This window comes from Schaalia naturae (assembly GCF_042665795.1).
In the GTDB taxonomy this organism is placed as follows: domain Bacteria; phylum Actinomycetota; class Actinomycetes; order Actinomycetales; family Actinomycetaceae; genus Pauljensenia; species Pauljensenia naturae.
This window is the reverse complement of record NZ_JBHTEF010000001.1, coordinates 421,277-436,942: the sequence shown is the minus strand read 5'-3', so window position 1 is coordinate 436,942 and position 15,666 is coordinate 421,277. Positions and strand designations below refer to the sequence as shown.

The following is a 15,666-nucleotide window of genomic DNA, read 5'->3' as shown; positions in this document are numbered from 1 at the left end:
ACAGCATCCCCGACACGCCGACGGTCCGCGGGGCCCGCCGGGCGAAATGCCCGTATCGGACCGTCCTCTGGCGCTACCGTCGTCGTCATGCCGCGTCTCGGAGTCCTCGTCACCGCCTTCGACCAGGGCGGCATGATCCGCGAGGCCGTCGACTCCGTCCAGGCGCAGACCCTGCTCCCCGATCGAGTCCTGGTCGTCGACGACGGGAGCGCGGACCCGGGCTCCGTGCGCGTCCTCGACGCTCTCGCCGCGCGGTCGGGTGTCATCGTTGTGCACCAGCCCAACAGCGGCGTCTCGGCCGCGCGAAACCGGGGCCTGGCCGAGTGCGCCGACTGCCGGTACGTCACGGTCCTCGATGGAGACGACCGCTTGGCCCCGGAGTTCCTCGAGCGCACCGTCGCCTCCCTCGACGCCGATCCGGACGTGCTCGGAGCCTCGTCGTGGATGCGCATGTTCGGCACCGCCCACGCGCTCGTGGCTCCCCCGGGCGGTGACGCCACCGCCTTCCTCGCCCGCAACGCCTGCCCCGCGACCGTGACCCTGCGCCGCGACGCCTGGGCGGCGACGCCCGGCTACGACGAGCAGATGCGCTCGGGCTTCGAGGACTGGGACTTCTTCCTCACGCTCCTGGCCGACGGCGGCCGCATCGAGATCGTGCCCGAACCGCTCATCGAGTACCGGACCGCACCGGCCTCGTCGAATGTCACAAGCATGGGACGCCGTTCCGAGCTGTTCGGGCGCCTCGTCGACCGTCACTCGCGGCTCTACCGCGACCACGCCCGGGAGGCCCTCGTCGCCCTGGACGCCCTCTCGTCCGCGCACCTGCGCGAATGGGAGCTCGCCGCCCTCGACGCCCCGGGCCTCGCGCTCGATCGCGCGAGCTTCGGTGACGGCGGCATGGCGGCGGTGGTCAGGGTCGCCACCGCCCGCGCGCGCCGCTGACACCGCTCGCGCCGGGAGCGTTGACACCGGCCGGCCCGGTCGCTACTGTGATGTCCACAACAACAGACCTGTGAGCTAGCGCTTCGAACGCTCATTGCCCCCGGAAGGGAGCAATGGGCGTTTTTTCGTGTCCGGCTCGCGCGAACGCGGCAAGCCTCATGAGGAGAGGAAGAATCGATGTCGATTCCAGCGGTTTCCGAGCGGCGGATGCGCCGCCTCGTGGCGCCTGACGGACGCAGCTTCATGCTCGCCCTCGACGCCCACAGCTTCAGCGCCAGGGCGGTCAACGTCGACCGGTCGGTCGATGCCGTCCCCGAGATGGCGGGACTCGGCCTCGACGCCGTCCTGGTCCCCTCCGGCATCGCGTCCTCGCGGGCGCGCGAGCTGCGGGACGTGGCCCTCGTCCTGCGGTGCGACGCCTCCACCGACGTCTTCGACGCCTCGGTGCCCGGCACGCAGATCGTGAGTTCCGCCCTCGACGGCGTCCGAGTCGGCGCGGACGCCCTCGTGGTCATGACCTTCGCGGGGGCCGAGCGCGCTCCTGAATGCCAGTCCGCGGTCCAGGACCTGCGCCGGGAGTCCTCGGAGTACGGGATGCCGCTCATCGTGGAGTCCCTGCCCTACTCCTACGCCGGGACGGACGACCCCGGCTCGCTCCCGGAGAACGTCGCCGTCGCCGCGCGTCTCGCCGAGGAACTGGGAGCCGACCTCATCAAGACGAGGCTGTCCGGCACAGAGGCGGATGAGCGAATCCTCTCGTCGGTCCATGTCCCCGTCGTCGCCCTGGGAGGCCCCAGGACCGATCTCGTCGGCTACCTGGAGTACGTCTCCCGGTGCCTCGACCGCGGAGCCAGCGGAATCGCCGTGGGCCGCAACGTCGTCGACGACCCCGACCCCGTGGCCAAGGTCGCCGCCCTCGCCGCGCTGATCCACCGCGGTGCGGGAGTCGGAGACGCCCTCGCCATCTACAAGGACCGGTGAGCCCGGTGGGAACGCCGTCATGGCGGGTCATCCCGTCGGTGCGCGACCTGAGATCCCTGGACTCCGCCGTCGCCAGCCCGTCCGCCGACATCCTCCTCTCCAACGTCCATATCGGGAACCTCGCGGCGATCGCGCGCAAGGTGCATGACGCGGGGAAGCACGTCCTCGTCCAGTCCGACCTGATCGGCGGCTTCAAGGCCGACGCCGAGGGACTGCTCCTGCTGCGCAACCAATTCGACGTCGACGGGGTCTTCACCTCATCCCATTCGACGATCGCCCTGGCGAAGAAGTCGGGGATGAGGCGGTATTTCCGTGTGTCCCTGATGGACTCGCGCTCCGTGTGCACGGCAGTGGATGCGCTGAGGTCCTTCTCCGGCGACGGCGTCGAGCTGCTTCCCGCACCCGCCGCCATCGAGGTCGAGCCGCAGATCCGCCGGATCCTCGCAGACAAGGAGATCCTGGCCGGCGGATTCATCAACACGCCCGAACGGCTCGCTCAGGTGCGGGCCGCCGGGTTCGACGGAGCAACAACCAGCACCAACTCAATGTGGAGTGAGTCGAATGAAATACATCCTCGGAATCGATGACGGGGGCAGCGTCACCAAGGCCGCCCTGTACGCGATGGACGGCACGCTGATCGCGGCCCGTCCGGGCGACAACGTCCCGCTGCGGTCATCGGGGGGCGGCTGCACCGAGCGGGACATGGAGGCGCTGTGGTCCTCCAACGTCACGGCGATCCGGCGCGTCCTCTCGGCGGCAGGAGCGGAGGGACGCGACGTCGCCGCGGTCTCCGCGACCGGCCACGGCAACGGGCTCTACCTGGTGGACGCGAACGGCAGACCGACCTGCGACGCGATCATCTCAACCGACGAACGGGCCGAGGCCCTCATCGAGCGATGGGTCGCAGACCCGCGTTTCGCCCGTGACATCCTTCCCCGGACCGCCCAGTCGCTGTGGGCGGGCCAGCCGCCGGCGCTGCTCGCCTGGCTGAAGGCGCACCGGCCGGAGGCCCTCGTGAAGGCGCGATGGGCCCTGCTGGCATCCGGGTTCGTCCGAATGCGCCTGACGGGGCGGCCCACGGCCAATCTCTCCGACGCCTCCGGAACGAGCCTGTTCAATGTGCGGGAACGGCGCTATGACCCGGCGATCCTCGACTACTATGGCATCGGGGACTTGGAGGGCCTGCTGCCTCCGGTCGTCGGCTCGGCGGAGCAGGCGGGCACCGTCACCGAGGCCGCGGCCCGGGAGACCGGCCTGTCGGCCGGCACGCCCGTCGCGGGCGGCGTCTTCGACATCGCCTCCTCGGCGCTGGCCTCCGGCCTCGTGGAGAAGAACCGCCTGGCCATCGTCACGGGGACATGGTCGATCAACGAGTATGTCAGCAGCGCTCCGGTGATCGACCGGGACCTGTTCATGACCTCCATCTACCCGACTCCGGACTCCTGGCTGATCACCGAGGGCTCGCCGACCTCGGCCGGCGTCTTCGAATGGTTCATCAACAACATTCTCGACCCGGCGGCCCGCCTGGCCGGCGCGGCCGCTCCGGAGCGCCGGGACCTGTACGCCTCGGTCGATCGCCTCGTCTTCGACCCGGAGACGGAGGCGGGAAGGGTCCCGGTCTTCCTCCCCTTCGTGTTCGGGACATCGAAGTACCCCACCCTGAGGGGAATGCTCTCCGGCCTGGAGGCCTCCACCGCCCTCCCCCGCATCCTGCGCGCGGTGTACGAGGGCATCGCGTTCTCCCATCTCGACCACATCCGCCGCCTCGAACGCTTCCAGGAGCTCCCCGGCGAGGCCGTGTTCACAGGAGGGGTCGCCAACAGCCCCCAGTGGACGCAGATGTTCTCCGACGCCATGCAACGTCCGCTCCAGGTGGTCGAGGTCAAAGAGGCCGGGACTCTGGGGACGTCCATGGCGGCCGCCGCGATGATCGGGGAGTACTCGGGCATCGCGGAGGCGGCCAAGGAGATGTCCCCGGGATACGAGGAGTTCACACCGGACCCCTCCAAGGCCGCGCTCTACGCCGACAGGTACGGGGCGTGGAACGAAGCCCTTCAGAAGGAGGCCGGTCGCCATGCCGCCGAGTGAGCGAGGACGGTTCCTGGGCCGACGCGCCCTCGTGACCGGCGCCGCCACCGGCCTCGGACGCGAGATCTGCCGGCAGCTCCTCGACCAGGGCGCCTCGGTGGCGATGTCGCACCGCCCGGGCGGACACGTCGACGGGACGCAGGCGCTCGTGCGCGAGTTCGGTGCCGAGCGCGCCCTCGCTTACGGCGTCGACCTGGCGGACGCCACAGCGGTGCGCGAGTTCTTCGACAGCGCTCGATCGGATCTGGGAGGCATCGACCTCCTGGTCAACAACGCCGGCATCTGGCCGAGCGGGGGCTTCGCCGACATCCCCGTCGACGACTGGGACCGGACCTTCGCGGTGAACTGCCGGGCGCCGTTCCTGCTGTGCCAGCGGATGATCCGCCAGGAGAGGCCGGCGCTGACACGCAAGATCGTCAACATCACCTCCCAGGCGGCGTTCCACGGCTCGACCACCGGGCACGCCCACTACGCGGCATCGAAGGCGGCCCTGGTGACGATGACGGTGTCCCTGGCGCGCGAGACGGCCGGATGCGGCGTCACCGCGAACTGTGTCGCCCTCGGAATGATGGACAGCAACATGGTCCACGACTCGATCGCGACGAGGAAGGACTACTACCTGAGCCGGATCCCCCTCGGGCGCATCGCGACGCCCGAGGACATCACCCCGGTGGTGTTGTTCCTGCTCGGCCCCGACAGCGACTACATGACCGGGGCGACCATCGACGCCACCGGCGGAATGCTCATGAGGTGAGTGAGATGAAAATCCTGTGCATCGCGGACGACCTCATCCCGGAGGGCTATCTCGCGGAGGGGCTCGCCGCGACTCCCCCGTTGGCCGAGGCGGCCGAGATCCGGAGATGGCGTCACGACTCGATCGACGCCCTCCAGGCCGACAACCTCCGCATCGAGCAGGCAGGCCCGGAAGCCGTCGAGCCGCCCGCCGACATCTTCGAGGACATCGGGCGGTTCGACGCCGTCATCACGCAGTTCTGCCCGGTCCCGGCCTCGGTGATCGAGAGGGGGACGCGGCTCCGCGTCATCGGCGTCCTCCGAGGAGGCACGGAGAACGTCGACCGCGCGGCCGCGGCCGCCCACGGCATCCAGGTGATCAACACGCCGGGCCGCAACGCCGAGGCGGTCGCGGAGTTCACACTCGGGATGATCCTCTCCGAGACGCGCAACATCGCGCGCTCCGACGCCAACCTGCGCCGAGGATCCTGGGACCGCGACTTCCCGAACGGCTCCGCGGTCCCCGAGATCGAGGGCAAGACCGTGGGCATCGTCGGCCTCGGCCAGATCGGACGCAGGGTCGCGTCATTCGTCCGGGTGATGGGCGCGACCGTCGCTTACTTCGACCCGATGGTCCCCCAAGCGGACGGGTTCGACCGCTACACCGATCTGACGGAACTCGCCGCGGCATCCGACATCCTGTGCGTCCACGCCAGGCTGACGCCGCAGACCCATCGCCTCGTCTCCCGAGAGGTCCTGTCCGTCATGCGCCCGAAGGCCATCCTGGTCAACACCGCCCGGTCCGGCCTCGTCGACGAGGAGGCCCTCATCGAGGCGCTCCAGGGCGGACGCCTCGCAGGCGCCGCCATCGACACCTTCGACGTCGAGCCGCTGCCTCCCGACAGCCCGTTCCTCACGCTGAGGAACGTGACGCTCACCGCCCACCTGGCCGGATCGACCATCGACGCGTTCAAGAAGACGCCGCGCCTCCTCGCGCCCCGGGTCCTCGACGCCTTGAGGGGAGAGTGAACCCATGAGCGTCATCAATGCCGTCATCGGCCTGGGCGCACCCGTCTTCATGCCCATCCTGTTCCTCGTCATCGGCCTCGTCTTCGGCCTGGGCGTCGGCAAGGCGTTCAAGGCGGGCATGCTCGTCGGGGTCGGCTTCGTGGGCGTGAACCTCGTCATCGGGTTCCTCCTGGACTCCCTGAGCGGCGCCACGAAGCTCATGGTCGACCGACTGGGTCTCAACCTGACCGTCCTCGACGTCGGATGGGGCACGGCCTCGACCATCGGCTGGGGATCGCCGCTGGTGCCCGTCGTCGTGGTCGTCTTCCTCGCCCTCAACCTGCTTCTCCTGGTCCTCGGCATCACGAAGACGGTCGACATCGACATCTTCAACTACTGGATCTTCCTCCTGGTGGGAGCCGTCGCCTTCAGCGCCTCCGGGTCCTTCTGGGTGGGAGTCGGCGCCTGCGTGGCGGCCTTCGTCCTCGCGCTGGTCGTCGGGGACCTGATCGCGCCGTTCGTGCAGAAGCAGTACAACTTGAAGGGCGTCTCCTTTCCGCACTTCACCTGCCTGAACTTCGTTCCCATCGGCATCGCGGTCAACTGGGCCGTCGAGCGCACGCCCGGCCTGCGCAGGATCGATTTCAACCCCGAGTCGATCTCCAAGCGCTTCGGAGTGCTCGGCGAGCCGCTCGTCATCGGCCTGGTCCTCGGCGTCCTCATGGGATTCGGAGCGGGATACGGCCCGGGCGAGGCCGTCATCCTCGGCGTCGACGTCGCCGCGTCGATGTTCATCCTCCCCAAGATGATCGACATCCTCATCGAAGGCCTCACCACCGTTCGCGACGGCGCGGAGATCCGCCTCAAGAAGTGGTTCCCGAACCGGGAGTTCTACTTCGGCATGGACACCGCGCTGTTGATCGGCGAGCCCTCGGTGCTGGCCACCGGCGTCCTGCTCATCCCCATCGCGCTGCTCCTGGCGTTCGTCCTCCCGGGGAACAAGGTGCTGCCGTTCGTCGACCTTCCCTCGTTGATGTTCCTCATGGCGTTGGTGACGCCGTTCTGCAAACGGAACATGTTCCGGATGCTGATCACCGGCACCCTCGCCCTGATCCTCATCATGTACGCGGGCTCGGACATCGCGCCATGGTTCACGGGAGCGGCCGCGACCTCCGGGATCACGATCCCCGATGGCGCCAACGAGATCACGAACCTCGTCGGAGGGGCGACGACCCCCATCGGCTGGCTCATCATCCGGCTCGCCGCGTTGTTCTGAGGCCGTCGGCGACAATGGGAAGGGACCGGTCCCGCGGAGGTCAGAGCACCTCCACCGCGTGGACGATGCCGATGACCACGGCGATGGCGATCGTGGCGTATCCCGCGGACAGCAGCGCGAGCGGGGTGCGGACGGCCACGCCCGCGGCCGCCTCCGCCGGGCGATCCCCCTCGGAGAGGAGGTCCCACTCGCGCTCGACGGCGTCGGCGCGGCGCAGCGCGCGATGCGCCACCGCCACGCCCGGCACCGCGGCCAGGATGAGGCCCCACACCAGCGGAACCGGCATCGCCTCGGCGCTCCGGACGCCGCTGATCAGGGCGGCCGCCTCGCAGGCGACGGCGACGACGGCGAGCGCGATGAACACGCCGGCCACCCGCGTCGCGGTGCCGTGCGCTGGACGGGACCCGCCCCTCTCCGGCGCCGACGACCGCGGCGAGGCCGCGCCGCCGTCCGGGGACAGTGCCGCGAGCGGATTGCGCGCGTGCGCCTCCAGCCGCACCCGGGAATGGGAGTACGAGTACCCGAAGTAGATCGCGAGCCCCACCATCAGCCACACGATGAAACGCAGCCACGTCTCGACGGCCAGGTTCGTCGTCAGCCAGATGCACAGAACACCCGAGAGGATCGGCACCCACGGCGACCCGGGCACGCGGAACCCGCGCGGAAGGTCGGGATAGCGCCTGCGCAGCACGGGCACGGAGAAGCTCACCACGATGAAGGCGCTGAGCGTGCCGATGTTGATCATCTCCGAGAGCACGCCGACGTCGCCGACGGCCGCGATGACGGCGACGACGATGCCGCCGGCGACCTGGAGCCGGGCGGGCGTCCCGCGCGAGGAGGTGTGGGAAAGGCCCCGGGGCAGCAGGCCGTCGCGGCTCATCGCGAAGATCACGCGGGCCAGCCCCAGGAGGAGCACCATGATGACGGTGGTCAGGCCGATGAGGATGCCGATCGTGATGGCGGTGCCCGCCCAGTTCGCGCCGACCAGCTTGAAGGCGGTCGCCAGGCTGGGGTCTTCGGTGGCGGCGAGATCCCGGTACGACACCATCCCTGTGACGACGATGGTGACCGCGATGTAGAGGACCGACACGAGCGCGAGGCCCCCGAAGATGCCGCGGGGCAATGTCCTCTGGGGATCCCGGGCCTCCTCGGCGGTGGTGGCGACCACGTCGAAGCCGATGAAGGCGAAGAACACGAGGGCGGCGGCGCCGAACAGGCCGTAGACGCCGTAGCGCGTCGGCTCCGCGCCCGACAGCAGGCTCAGCAGGCTCTGAGTGAGGACGCCGCTGGCCGCCCCGTCGGTCGCGGGCTCGGCGGGCGGGAGGAAGGGGGAGTAGTTCGACACGTCGATGTAGGCGGCGCCGGCCACGATGATGAAGATCGTCACGGACACCTTGATGACGGTGAGCACGCTGTTGACGCGCGAGGTGAGCTTCGTGCCCAGGACCAGCAGCGTCGTGAAGAAGGCGACGATCACGACCGGAGGCCAGGCCACCGTCACGCCGCCCACCGCGAAGGTGGTGGGCAGATCGACATGGAGGAACTCGAAGACGCTGCTCAGGTAGATGCCCCAGTATCCGGAGATGACGGAGGCTGCCATCAGCATCTCGAGGATGAGGTCCCAGCCGATGATCCAGGCGACCAGTTCCCCGAGCGACAGGTAGGAGAACGTGTACGCCGATCCCGACACCGGGACCGAGGAGGAGAACTCCGCGTAGTTCATCACCGCGAGCCCGCAGATCACGGCCGCGATGACGAAGGAGAGGATGACCGAGGGGCCCGCGTACTCCGCCGCCGCCTGCGCGCCGACGGAGAAGATCCCGGCGCCCACCGCCACCGCCACGCCCATGACGGCGATGTCCCACACGCCGAGCTCGCGTTTGAGGGACCGGTCCTTGTCCTCGAAGTCCTCCTCGACCTGGTCGAAGCTCTTCTTGACGAGCAGGCTCACAGGCTCTCCTCAGCGTTCACGGGTGGTCGGTGCGGTGCGGATGGCGGTCTCAGCCCGCCAGCCGGGCGCCCTCGACCAGGGACTCGAGCTTCGCCCACGCGATGGAGGGGTGGATCCTCCCGCCCAGACCGCAGTCGGTGGAGGCGATGACCCTCTCGGCGCCCACGGCGTCCGTGAAGCGGCGGATGCGCTGGGCGACCAGCTCGGGGTGCTCGACGACGTTGGTCGAATGGGTGACCACGCCCGGGATGATGACCTTGTCCTCGGGCAGGTCGATCTCGTTCCAGATCGTCCATTCGTGCTCATGGCGGGCGTTGGCCGCCTCGAAGGAGTAGCCGCGGGCGCGGACCTGGAGGATCTTGTCGACGAAGTCCTTGAACGGGAGGTCCGTCGTGTGCGGCCCGTGCCATGAGCCCCAGCACACGTGCAGGCGCACCTGATCCTCCGGGATGCCCTCCAGGGCCCGGTTGATGGCGTCGATGCGGACCTGGATGTAGTCGCGGTAGTCCTCGAGGGCCGGCTCGGGGTTGATCTGGTCCCAGGCCTCGGCCAGCGAGGGATCGTCGATCTGGACGGTGAGGCCCGCGTCGGTGATGGCCTTGTACTCCTCGTGGAGGGCGTCGGCGCAGGCCTCGACGACCTCGACGTCGTTGGCGTAGTAGGCGTTCGAGATGCGCGCCGCGGACCCCGGCGACAGGGCGGCGAGGAATCCGTCCGAGACGTCCAGGCCGTTGGCCGCCAGTGCGGATGTCAGCCCGGCGATGTCGCGGGCCACGGCCTCCTGCCCGATGTAGGTCAGCGGGCCCGTGATCGTGGGGAAGGCCGTGGCCTTCGCTCGGGCCGTGTGGATGCCGGAGTCGGGGTCGGTGTAGGCGTCGTGGAAGCGCACCCAGTCGCGGCGCTGGGAGAACGGCGCGAGGCGCACGGCGCCCTCGGAGGCGGGCGGCGCCATCTCGAACCGGCCGTCGGTGGTCATCGACAGGCCCCCGAACCGCGAGAAGGAGTAGAACCACCATGCCCCGTAGTCCACGGACTCGGTCATGATGTGCCCGTACTCGCCGTCGTTGACGACGTTCAGGCCGAGGTCGCGCTGCCGGCGGACCACCTGGTCGACGGCGCGCTGGAGGACTCCCGCGAAGGCCTCATCGCCGATCTCCGCGCGGCGCGCGTTGGCGTCGAGCAGCTCGGGAGTGCGCGGCAGCGAGCCGACGTGTGTGGTGCGGATGGCCATCAGTCCTCCTCGGGGTGGCGCGAGTGGCGGCCTGCCCGATGTGCGCCCGGCCGTTGCAAAGGCCCACCCTATGCGGGTCGGGGACGCGGCGACGGACGGGTCCGTCCAGTGATCCCCCGCCCGGAGCCCGAGTCGGCGAGCGATGGGCCCCCGATCACGGGACGCCGCACTGGACGAGCCGGGCGGCCTCCGCCGGCCGATCCCCGTCGGACGACGCCTCGGCGCTCAGTTCCCGGTCGGAGGCCGGAACGAACACGGCCTGACCGCGCCCGACGGTGAGGGGATCCGGCGAGCCGTGGGCGCTCAGCCGCACCCGTCCGCCGAGCCCCATGACGATCCTCGGCCCCTCCCCCGGCACGACGACCCGGCCGTCGGCGGCGTCCAGCGTCGTGACCGACAGGTTGAACTCCTGGGCGGGCACGAGGAAGCGGTCGGTCGTCGCCGTCGGATGCTCGGGCGCGACGCGCACGGGCGGCAGGGCCGAGAACTCCGTGATCTCCACGAGCTGTGCGGCGTCGACGTACTTGTGGGTGAGGCCCGCGCGGATGACGTTGTCTGAGGCGGCCATGACCTCGATGCCGAGCCCCGACTGGTAGGAGTGGATCTGGCGGGGAGGGATGTAGACGACCTCCCCGGCTCGCAGCGACACGGGGTTCATGAGGAAGGCCACCAGGATCCCCGGGTCCCCCGGGTGGGTGACGGCGAGCTCCGACACCAGGCGGTCCGTGCGCTCCGAGGGCGACGTCCCCTCCGCCAAGCGCTGGGCGCACTGCTCGCAGAACCCGGCGACCGCCCGCGGCGTGGCCAGCGAGTCCTCGTCGAACAGCCAGGCCGCCAGCGAGCGCAGCCCCCCGCGCACCGTCGAGAGGTTGAGCCGGCGGCGCAGGGAGTCCGCCAGGGGCCCTTCGAGCCCGCGGAGCAGCTCACGGGCCTTGCGCGGCACGCGGAACCCGACCAACGCCTCGAAGTCCGTGAGCGCGAAGACCATCTCCGGCTTGTGGTTCATGTCCTTGTAGGTGCGCCGAGGGTCGGTGCGCGCGATGCCCAGGACGTCCTCGCGCAGGTAGCCCTCGCGCGCGATCTCCTTGGTCGGGTGGACCTGCAGGCTCAGGGCCTGCGCGGGTGCGATGAGCTTCATGAGGAACGGGAGCTGCGAGCCGAAGGAGTAGACGATGCCCGAGCCCAGCGCCGCCCGTGGGTCCTCCCGGATCCATCCGGCGAGCGTCTCCTCGTCCGCTGGGTCCGCGCCGGGCCGGTCCATCAGCGTCGGACCGTCGGGGTGCCCGCCGAACCAGACCTCGGAGAGCGGACGGCCGTCGGCCGGCTGGCCCAGGAACGCCGGGATGGAGCCGCGCGACCCCCAGTCGTCGGCCTTGCGCCAGCCGATGAGACGTTCCACGGGGCCCTCTCAGGCGGTCTCGCCGACGATGGCGGGGGCGGCGGCCTCCCACCTCTCGCGCCAGTCCCCGATGGGCGCCACGCCGATCGCTGCCAGCGCGTCGTGTCCCAGCACGGAGTAGGCGGGCCGGGGCGCCGGGCGTTTGAAGGCGGCGGCAGTGGTCCGCCCGACGGTGTCCTCGGGGTCGAGGCCCAGGGAGACGGCGATGGCGCGGGTGAACTCATACCAGGAGCACTGGCCCGAGGACGTCCCGTGGTAGGCGCCCGACGGGGCGTTCGCGGCCAGCAGGCGCAGGATGAGGTCGGTGAGGTCGACGGTCCAGGTCGGCTGGCCGACCTGGTCCGTGACGACGTCGACGTGCCCGCGCTCGCGCAGCAGGCGGCCCATGGTCTTCGGGAAGGGTGTGCCGTGCTCGCCGTAGAGCCAGGCGGTGCGCACGATCAGCCAGTCCGCGCCGCTTGAGCGCACGGCCCACTCGCCGGCCGCTTTGGTGCGCCCGTAGGCGCCCAGGGGTGCCAGCAGGTCGTTCTCGCCGTAGGGTTCGGCGCCGTCACCGGGGAAGACGTAGTCCGTGGAGATCTGGACGAGGCGGGCGCCCGACCGCGCGCAGGCGGCCGCCAGGTTCTGCGGGCCGACGGCGTTGAGCGTGAAGGCCATCGGCTCCCTCTCCTCGGCGGAGTCGACCTGGGTCCAGGCGGCGACGTTGATGACGACGTCGGAGGAACCGGGCTCCCCCAGCATGTCCATCACGGCCGCCGCGTCGGTGATGTCGAGCTCGTCCCGGTCGACGGCCACCACCTCGTGCCCCTGCGCCCGGGCCGCAGCCACCAAATCCTGTCCCAGCATTCCGGCCGCGCCGGTCACCGTCCACGTCATGGCTCCGATCCTAACCGCCCGCATCGGGCACAATGGGAGGGACAGGCGGTGCCGCCCCTTTCGGGACGCGGCGCCGCATCGGCTCGCGCGCCCGGTCTCCCTGGGCGCCTGCGCCGGGAATCGGACCCGAGGAAAGTGTGAGAGCGGCATGGAATGGCGCGAACTGTCCGTCAGCGGAGCCTTTGAGATCACCCCGAAGCAGTTGGGCGATCCCCGCGGCTACTTCATGGAGATGTTCAAGGAGGACCAGTTCCGCGAGCACGTGGGCCACTCCCTGGCCCTCAAGCAGGTGAACTGCTCGACCTCGGCCGCCGGCGTCATCCGCGGCATCCACTTCGCGGATGTCCCCCCCTCCCAGGCGAAGTACGTGATGTGCCCGAAGGGCGCGGTGCTGGACGTCGCAGTGGACATCCGCGTGGGGTCGCCGACGTTCGGCCGGTGGGACACGGTCCTGCTGGACGACGTGGACCGCCGCGCCATCTATCTGTCGGAGGGGCTCGGCCACGCGTTCTGCGCGCTCGAGGACGACTCGGTCGTCACGTACCTGTGCACCGCCCAGTATGCGCCCGCCCGCGAGCACGGCGTCAACCCCCTGGACCCGACGGTGGGCGTCGAGTGGCCGACCGAGGATCGCAGCGGCGCCCCGCTCCGTCAGCTGTTCTCCGAGAAGGACACGAAGGCGCCGAGCCTGCTGGAGGCCGAGCGGCAGGGACTGCTCCCCCGTCACGAGGACGTCCTCGCCTTCACGGGTTCCCTGGTCTGAGCACCGAGAGGCGTCAGCTCCCGACGAGGGCGGCCCCCGCGGGACGGACCTCTCGGGGTCCGCTCCGCGGGGGCGGTCGCGCGCCGGCCGGATCAGGCGCTCACGCCAGATGGCCCGAGGTGATGCGGATCTGGCGTTCGGCCCGCCCGGCGACGGAGGAGTCGTGGGTGACCATCACCAGGGTGAATCCGAGGCGCTCCCACTCCTTCTCGAGCAGCGCCATCACCTCGTCGCGCATCGCCTCGTCCAGGTTGCCGGTCGGCTCGTCCGCCAGGATGATCCTCGGCTGCTTGACCAGTGCCCGGGCGATGGCGACACGCTGCTGCTGGCCGCCGGAGAGCTCGCTGGGCAGATGGTCCTCGCGCCCGGACAGGCCGACGTCCCTCAAGGCGTCGATCGCCCGCTCCCGGCGTTCGCCCGCCTTCACGCCCAGGGGCACCAGGCCGGCCTCGACGTTCTGCGCGGCCGTCAGCGTGGACACCAGGTTGAATCCCTGGAAGACGATCCCCACGTCCGTGGCGCGGAAACGGGTGAGCGCGGACTCGGAGGCCGTCGTGATGTCCTTCCCGTCGACCGCGACCGTGCCGGAGGTCGGGCGGTCCAGGCCGCCGAGCATCTGGAGGAGGGTCGATTTCCCGCCGCCCGTGTTGCCCCTGACGGCCAGGAACTGGCCGTCAGGGATCTCCAGCGACACGTTGTCCAGTGCCGTGACGGTCCGCGAGGTGCGGTAGGTCTTGGTGACGTTCGTCAGCGTGTACATCGGTCCTCTCCCTTTCACTCCACGCTCCGCAGGGCCGCCGCGGGGCGGAGCCTGCTCACGGCGATCGCGCCGGCTCCTCCGGCGACCGCGCCTCCCAGCAGGCCTGCCCCCAGGGCGAGGCCGAGGGTCATCGCCGACGGCTCCAGCGTGAGCGTCGTCGAGGTTGCCGAGGCGTCCTGGTCCGCGGCCGCATCCGACGCGTCGCCGCCGGGGACTCCCTGGCCGGATCCGTCGGAGGTGGTGGGCGCCGTCTGGTCGGAGCCCCCGGGGGCCTGGGGGCCGCCTGTCTGCTGGGAGGAGCCCGGCATACCGCCCATCTGGAAGCCGCCGCTTCCCCCGGCGCTGCCCGTGAGCGTGATTCCGGCGGCGTTGACGCCGAGAATGGCCGCGACGCCCAGGGCCAGTCCGATCAGGCCCCCGATGAGGGTCTGGATGAGGGTCTCGGACACCACGTTGCCCAGGACCCTCCCGTTCGACCAGCCGATCGCCTTGAGCGTGCCGAGTTCGCGGGTGCGGCGCGTCACCGAGGAGATCGTGAACAGGCTGGTGAGCAGGAATGCGAGGACCAGGATCCCGACGGTCAGCCAGGTGCCGAACCCCGAGATCCAGGAGGCCGCGGAGGACAGGGAGCCGGTGACGGTGCTGGCCAGGTCCGACTGGGTGGACACCGTCTGGTCGGGCAGTGCGTCCTCGAGCGCCGAGGCCACGGAGTCCACGGTGTCGGCGCTGGCGGCCTTGACGTAGATGGTGGTCACAGCCCCGTCCTCATCGGCCAGCTGTTGGGCGAGGCTCAGGGGGACGTAGATGTCGGACGCGTCCTGGGAGGATTCCTCGGACAGGACGCCCACGACGGTGAACTCGGTCGCGTCGCTGCCCAGCGCGACCGTGTCGTCGACTGCGAGGTCGTTGTCGGAGGCATAGCCGGCCGAGATGACGGCCACGGCCTGGTCCGCGTCGTCGGCGCTCAGCAGGGATCCGTCCGACACGGTCATCCCGGTGGTGGGGCCGACCTCGGTGGCCGAGGGGTCCACCCCGAGGATCGTCGTCTGCCCGAAGGAGAACGAGCCGCCGCCGAAGCCGGGACCGCCCTGGCCGCCGGGCGCGCTGTCCTGGTCCGTTCCGCCGTCCCCGGTGGTGCCGTCAGCCGTGGAGCCGGAGTCCTCCTGCTGCTGGACCTGGCCCGAGAAGTCCATCTGGGTGAGGGCGAGCGTCCCGGTGGCGGCGGAGACGCCCTCGACGGAGGAGACGGTGTCCAGCACGCCGGAGTCCATGGTGGAGGTGCCCATCGCGACGCTCAGCCGCGTGGTCGACAGGCTCGTGGCGCCGTCGTCGCCGGTCTCCCCCGATCCCTCTCCGAAGTCGAACTGCTGGCGGCCACCGGACTGCCCGGCCTCACCGCTCTGCGCCTCCCCGAGATCTCCGACGGCGGCCGTGACGGTCAGATCCGTTCCGACACCGTAGACCGACTCCAGCACCGAGTTCTGCGCTTGGGCGATTCCTCGCGAGGCCGACGAGACCACGACCACGGCCGCGACCGCGAGGGCCATCCCGATGCTGATGATGAGCGTCTGCTTCCGTCGCCGGGTGATTCCCCGACGGATGTACTCCCACATGGTTCTCCTCGTGACTTGACGTGCCATGACATGCCGCGACGTGCCA

At 70.3% G+C, this 15,666-nt stretch carries 14 protein-coding genes; 8 read left to right on the top strand and 6 right to left on the bottom strand.

The annotated features are described in order from the left end of the window. Positions 1 to 87: 87 nt before the first annotated feature. The 7 genes from ACFQWG_RS01925 (at position 88) to ACFQWG_RS01895 (ending at position 7,027) form a co-directional block, all read left to right on the top strand. Positions 88 to 942 carry a glycosyltransferase family 2 protein gene (locus tag ACFQWG_RS01925; protein WP_380971605.1) on the top strand — a complete coding sequence of 285 codons (855 nt, stop codon included), beginning with the start codon at positions 88 to 90 and terminating at the stop codon, positions 940 to 942. Positions 943 to 1,119: 177 nt separating this feature from the next. After that, positions 1,120 to 1,923: a class I fructose-bisphosphate aldolase gene (locus tag ACFQWG_RS01920; RefSeq protein ID WP_380971603.1), complete on the top strand. Its 804-nt coding sequence runs from the start codon at positions 1,120 to 1,122 to the stop codon at positions 1,921 to 1,923. After that, a complete protein-coding gene (locus tag ACFQWG_RS01915) occupies positions 1,920 to 2,510 on the top strand; it encodes a glycerol-3-phosphate responsive antiterminator (RefSeq protein WP_380971601.1) in 591 nt (196 codons plus the stop codon). Before ACFQWG_RS01920 ends, ACFQWG_RS01915 begins: the two co-directional genes overlap by 4 nt. After that, on the top strand, positions 2,485 to 4,011 hold the full coding sequence (locus ACFQWG_RS01910) for an FGGY-family carbohydrate kinase (RefSeq protein WP_380971599.1): 1,527 nt from the start codon (positions 2,485 to 2,487) through the stop codon (positions 4,009 to 4,011). Before ACFQWG_RS01915 ends, ACFQWG_RS01910 begins: the two co-directional genes overlap by 26 nt. Continuing rightward, the gene (locus ACFQWG_RS01905; protein WP_380971597.1) at positions 3,998 to 4,765 is read left to right on the top strand and encodes an SDR family NAD(P)-dependent oxidoreductase; all 768 of its coding nucleotides are present in this window, start codon (positions 3,998 to 4,000) and stop codon (positions 4,763 to 4,765) included. Before ACFQWG_RS01910 ends, ACFQWG_RS01905 begins: the two co-directional genes overlap by 14 nt. Before the next feature lie 5 nt (positions 4,766 to 4,770). Next, positions 4,771 to 5,772 carry a 2-hydroxyacid dehydrogenase gene (locus ACFQWG_RS01900; RefSeq protein WP_380976166.1) on the top strand — a complete coding sequence of 334 codons (1,002 nt, stop codon included), beginning with the start codon at positions 4,771 to 4,773 and terminating at the stop codon, positions 5,770 to 5,772. A 4-nt stretch (positions 5,773 to 5,776) separates the two neighbouring features. Then, complete coding sequence (locus tag ACFQWG_RS01895) at positions 5,777 to 7,027, top strand: PTS transporter subunit IIC (protein ID WP_380971595.1); 1,251 nt, start codon at positions 5,777 to 5,779, stop codon at positions 7,025 to 7,027. Between the two features lie 40 nt (positions 7,028 to 7,067). Here the strand turns inward: ACFQWG_RS01895 and ACFQWG_RS01890 are convergent, their stop codons facing one another. The 4 genes from ACFQWG_RS01890 to rfbD all read right to left on the bottom strand — a co-directional run bounded on the left by ACFQWG_RS01890 (position 7,068) and on the right by rfbD (position 12,484). Continuing rightward, positions 7,068 to 8,978 carry an amino acid permease gene (locus ACFQWG_RS01890; RefSeq protein WP_380971594.1) on the bottom strand — a complete coding sequence of 637 codons (1,911 nt, stop codon included), beginning with the start codon at positions 8,976 to 8,978 and terminating at the stop codon, positions 7,068 to 7,070. Between the two features lie 49 nt (positions 8,979 to 9,027). Beyond that, positions 9,028 to 10,209 (bottom strand): cobalamin-independent methionine synthase II family protein, encoded by a 1,182-nt coding sequence (locus ACFQWG_RS01885; RefSeq protein ID WP_380971592.1) that lies wholly within the window; start codon positions 10,207 to 10,209, stop codon positions 9,028 to 9,030. A 154-nt stretch (positions 10,210 to 10,363) separates the two neighbouring features. Next, complete coding sequence (gene manA, locus ACFQWG_RS01880; protein WP_380971590.1) at positions 10,364 to 11,608, bottom strand: mannose-6-phosphate isomerase, class I; 1,245 nt, start codon at positions 11,606 to 11,608, stop codon at positions 10,364 to 10,366. Positions 11,609 to 11,617: 9 nt separating this feature from the next. Then, positions 11,618 to 12,484 carry a dTDP-4-dehydrorhamnose reductase gene (rfbD, locus tag ACFQWG_RS01875; protein ID WP_380971589.1) on the bottom strand — a complete coding sequence of 289 codons (867 nt, stop codon included), beginning with the start codon at positions 12,482 to 12,484 and terminating at the stop codon, positions 11,618 to 11,620. Positions 12,485 to 12,632: 148 nt separating this feature from the next. Here rfbD and rfbC point away from each other — a divergent pair, with 148 nt between their 5' ends. Then, a complete protein-coding gene (rfbC, locus tag ACFQWG_RS01870) occupies positions 12,633 to 13,247 on the top strand; it encodes a dTDP-4-dehydrorhamnose 3,5-epimerase (RefSeq protein ID WP_291495297.1) in 615 nt (204 codons plus the stop codon). A gap of 100 nt (positions 13,248 to 13,347) precedes the next feature. Here the strand turns inward: rfbC and ACFQWG_RS01865 are convergent, their stop codons facing one another. Continuing rightward, positions 13,348 to 14,007 (bottom strand): ABC transporter ATP-binding protein, encoded by a 660-nt coding sequence (locus tag ACFQWG_RS01865; RefSeq protein WP_380971587.1) that lies wholly within the window; start codon positions 14,005 to 14,007, stop codon positions 13,348 to 13,350. Between the two features lie 14 nt (positions 14,008 to 14,021). Next, on the bottom strand, positions 14,022 to 15,620 hold the full coding sequence (locus ACFQWG_RS01860; RefSeq protein WP_380971585.1) for an ABC transporter permease: 1,599 nt from the start codon (positions 15,618 to 15,620) through the stop codon (positions 14,022 to 14,024). Between the last annotated feature and the right edge of the window lie 46 nt (positions 15,621 to 15,666).

What these genes read in the sequence shown, in the direction of transcription:
- ACFQWG_RS01925 (WP_380971605.1), top strand. Translation starts at nt 88, where the DNA reads ATGCCGCGTCTCGGAGTCCTCGTCACCGCCTTCGACCAGGGCGGCATG.
- ACFQWG_RS01920 (WP_380971603.1), top strand. Translation starts at nt 1,120, where the DNA reads ATGTCGATTCCAGCGGTTTCCGAGCGGCGGATGCGCCGCCTCGTGGCG.
- ACFQWG_RS01910 (WP_380971599.1), top strand. Translation starts at nt 2,485, where the DNA reads ATGAAATACATCCTCGGAATCGATGACGGGGGCAGCGTCACCAAGGCC.
- ACFQWG_RS01905 (WP_380971597.1), top strand. Translation starts at nt 3,998, where the DNA reads ATGCCGCCGAGTGAGCGAGGACGGTTCCTGGGCCGACGCGCCCTCGTG.
- ACFQWG_RS01900 (WP_380976166.1), top strand. Translation starts at nt 4,771, where the DNA reads ATGAAAATCCTGTGCATCGCGGACGACCTCATCCCGGAGGGCTATCTC.
- ACFQWG_RS01895 (WP_380971595.1), top strand. Translation starts at nt 5,777, where the DNA reads ATGAGCGTCATCAATGCCGTCATCGGCCTGGGCGCACCCGTCTTCATG.
- ACFQWG_RS01885 (WP_380971592.1), bottom strand. Translation starts at nt 10,209, where the DNA reads ATGGCCATCCGCACCACACACGTCGGCTCGCTGCCGCGCACTCCCGAG.
- rfbD (WP_380971589.1), bottom strand. Translation starts at nt 12,484, where the DNA reads ATGACGTGGACGGTGACCGGCGCGGCCGGAATGCTGGGACAGGATTTG.
- rfbC (WP_291495297.1), top strand. Translation starts at nt 12,633, where the DNA reads ATGGAATGGCGCGAACTGTCCGTCAGCGGAGCCTTTGAGATCACCCCG.
- ACFQWG_RS01865 (WP_380971587.1), bottom strand. Translation starts at nt 14,007, where the DNA reads ATGTACACGCTGACGAACGTCACCAAGACCTACCGCACCTCGCGGACC.
- ACFQWG_RS01860 (WP_380971585.1), bottom strand. Translation starts at nt 15,620, where the DNA reads ATGTGGGAGTACATCCGTCGGGGAATCACCCGGCGACGGAAGCAGACG.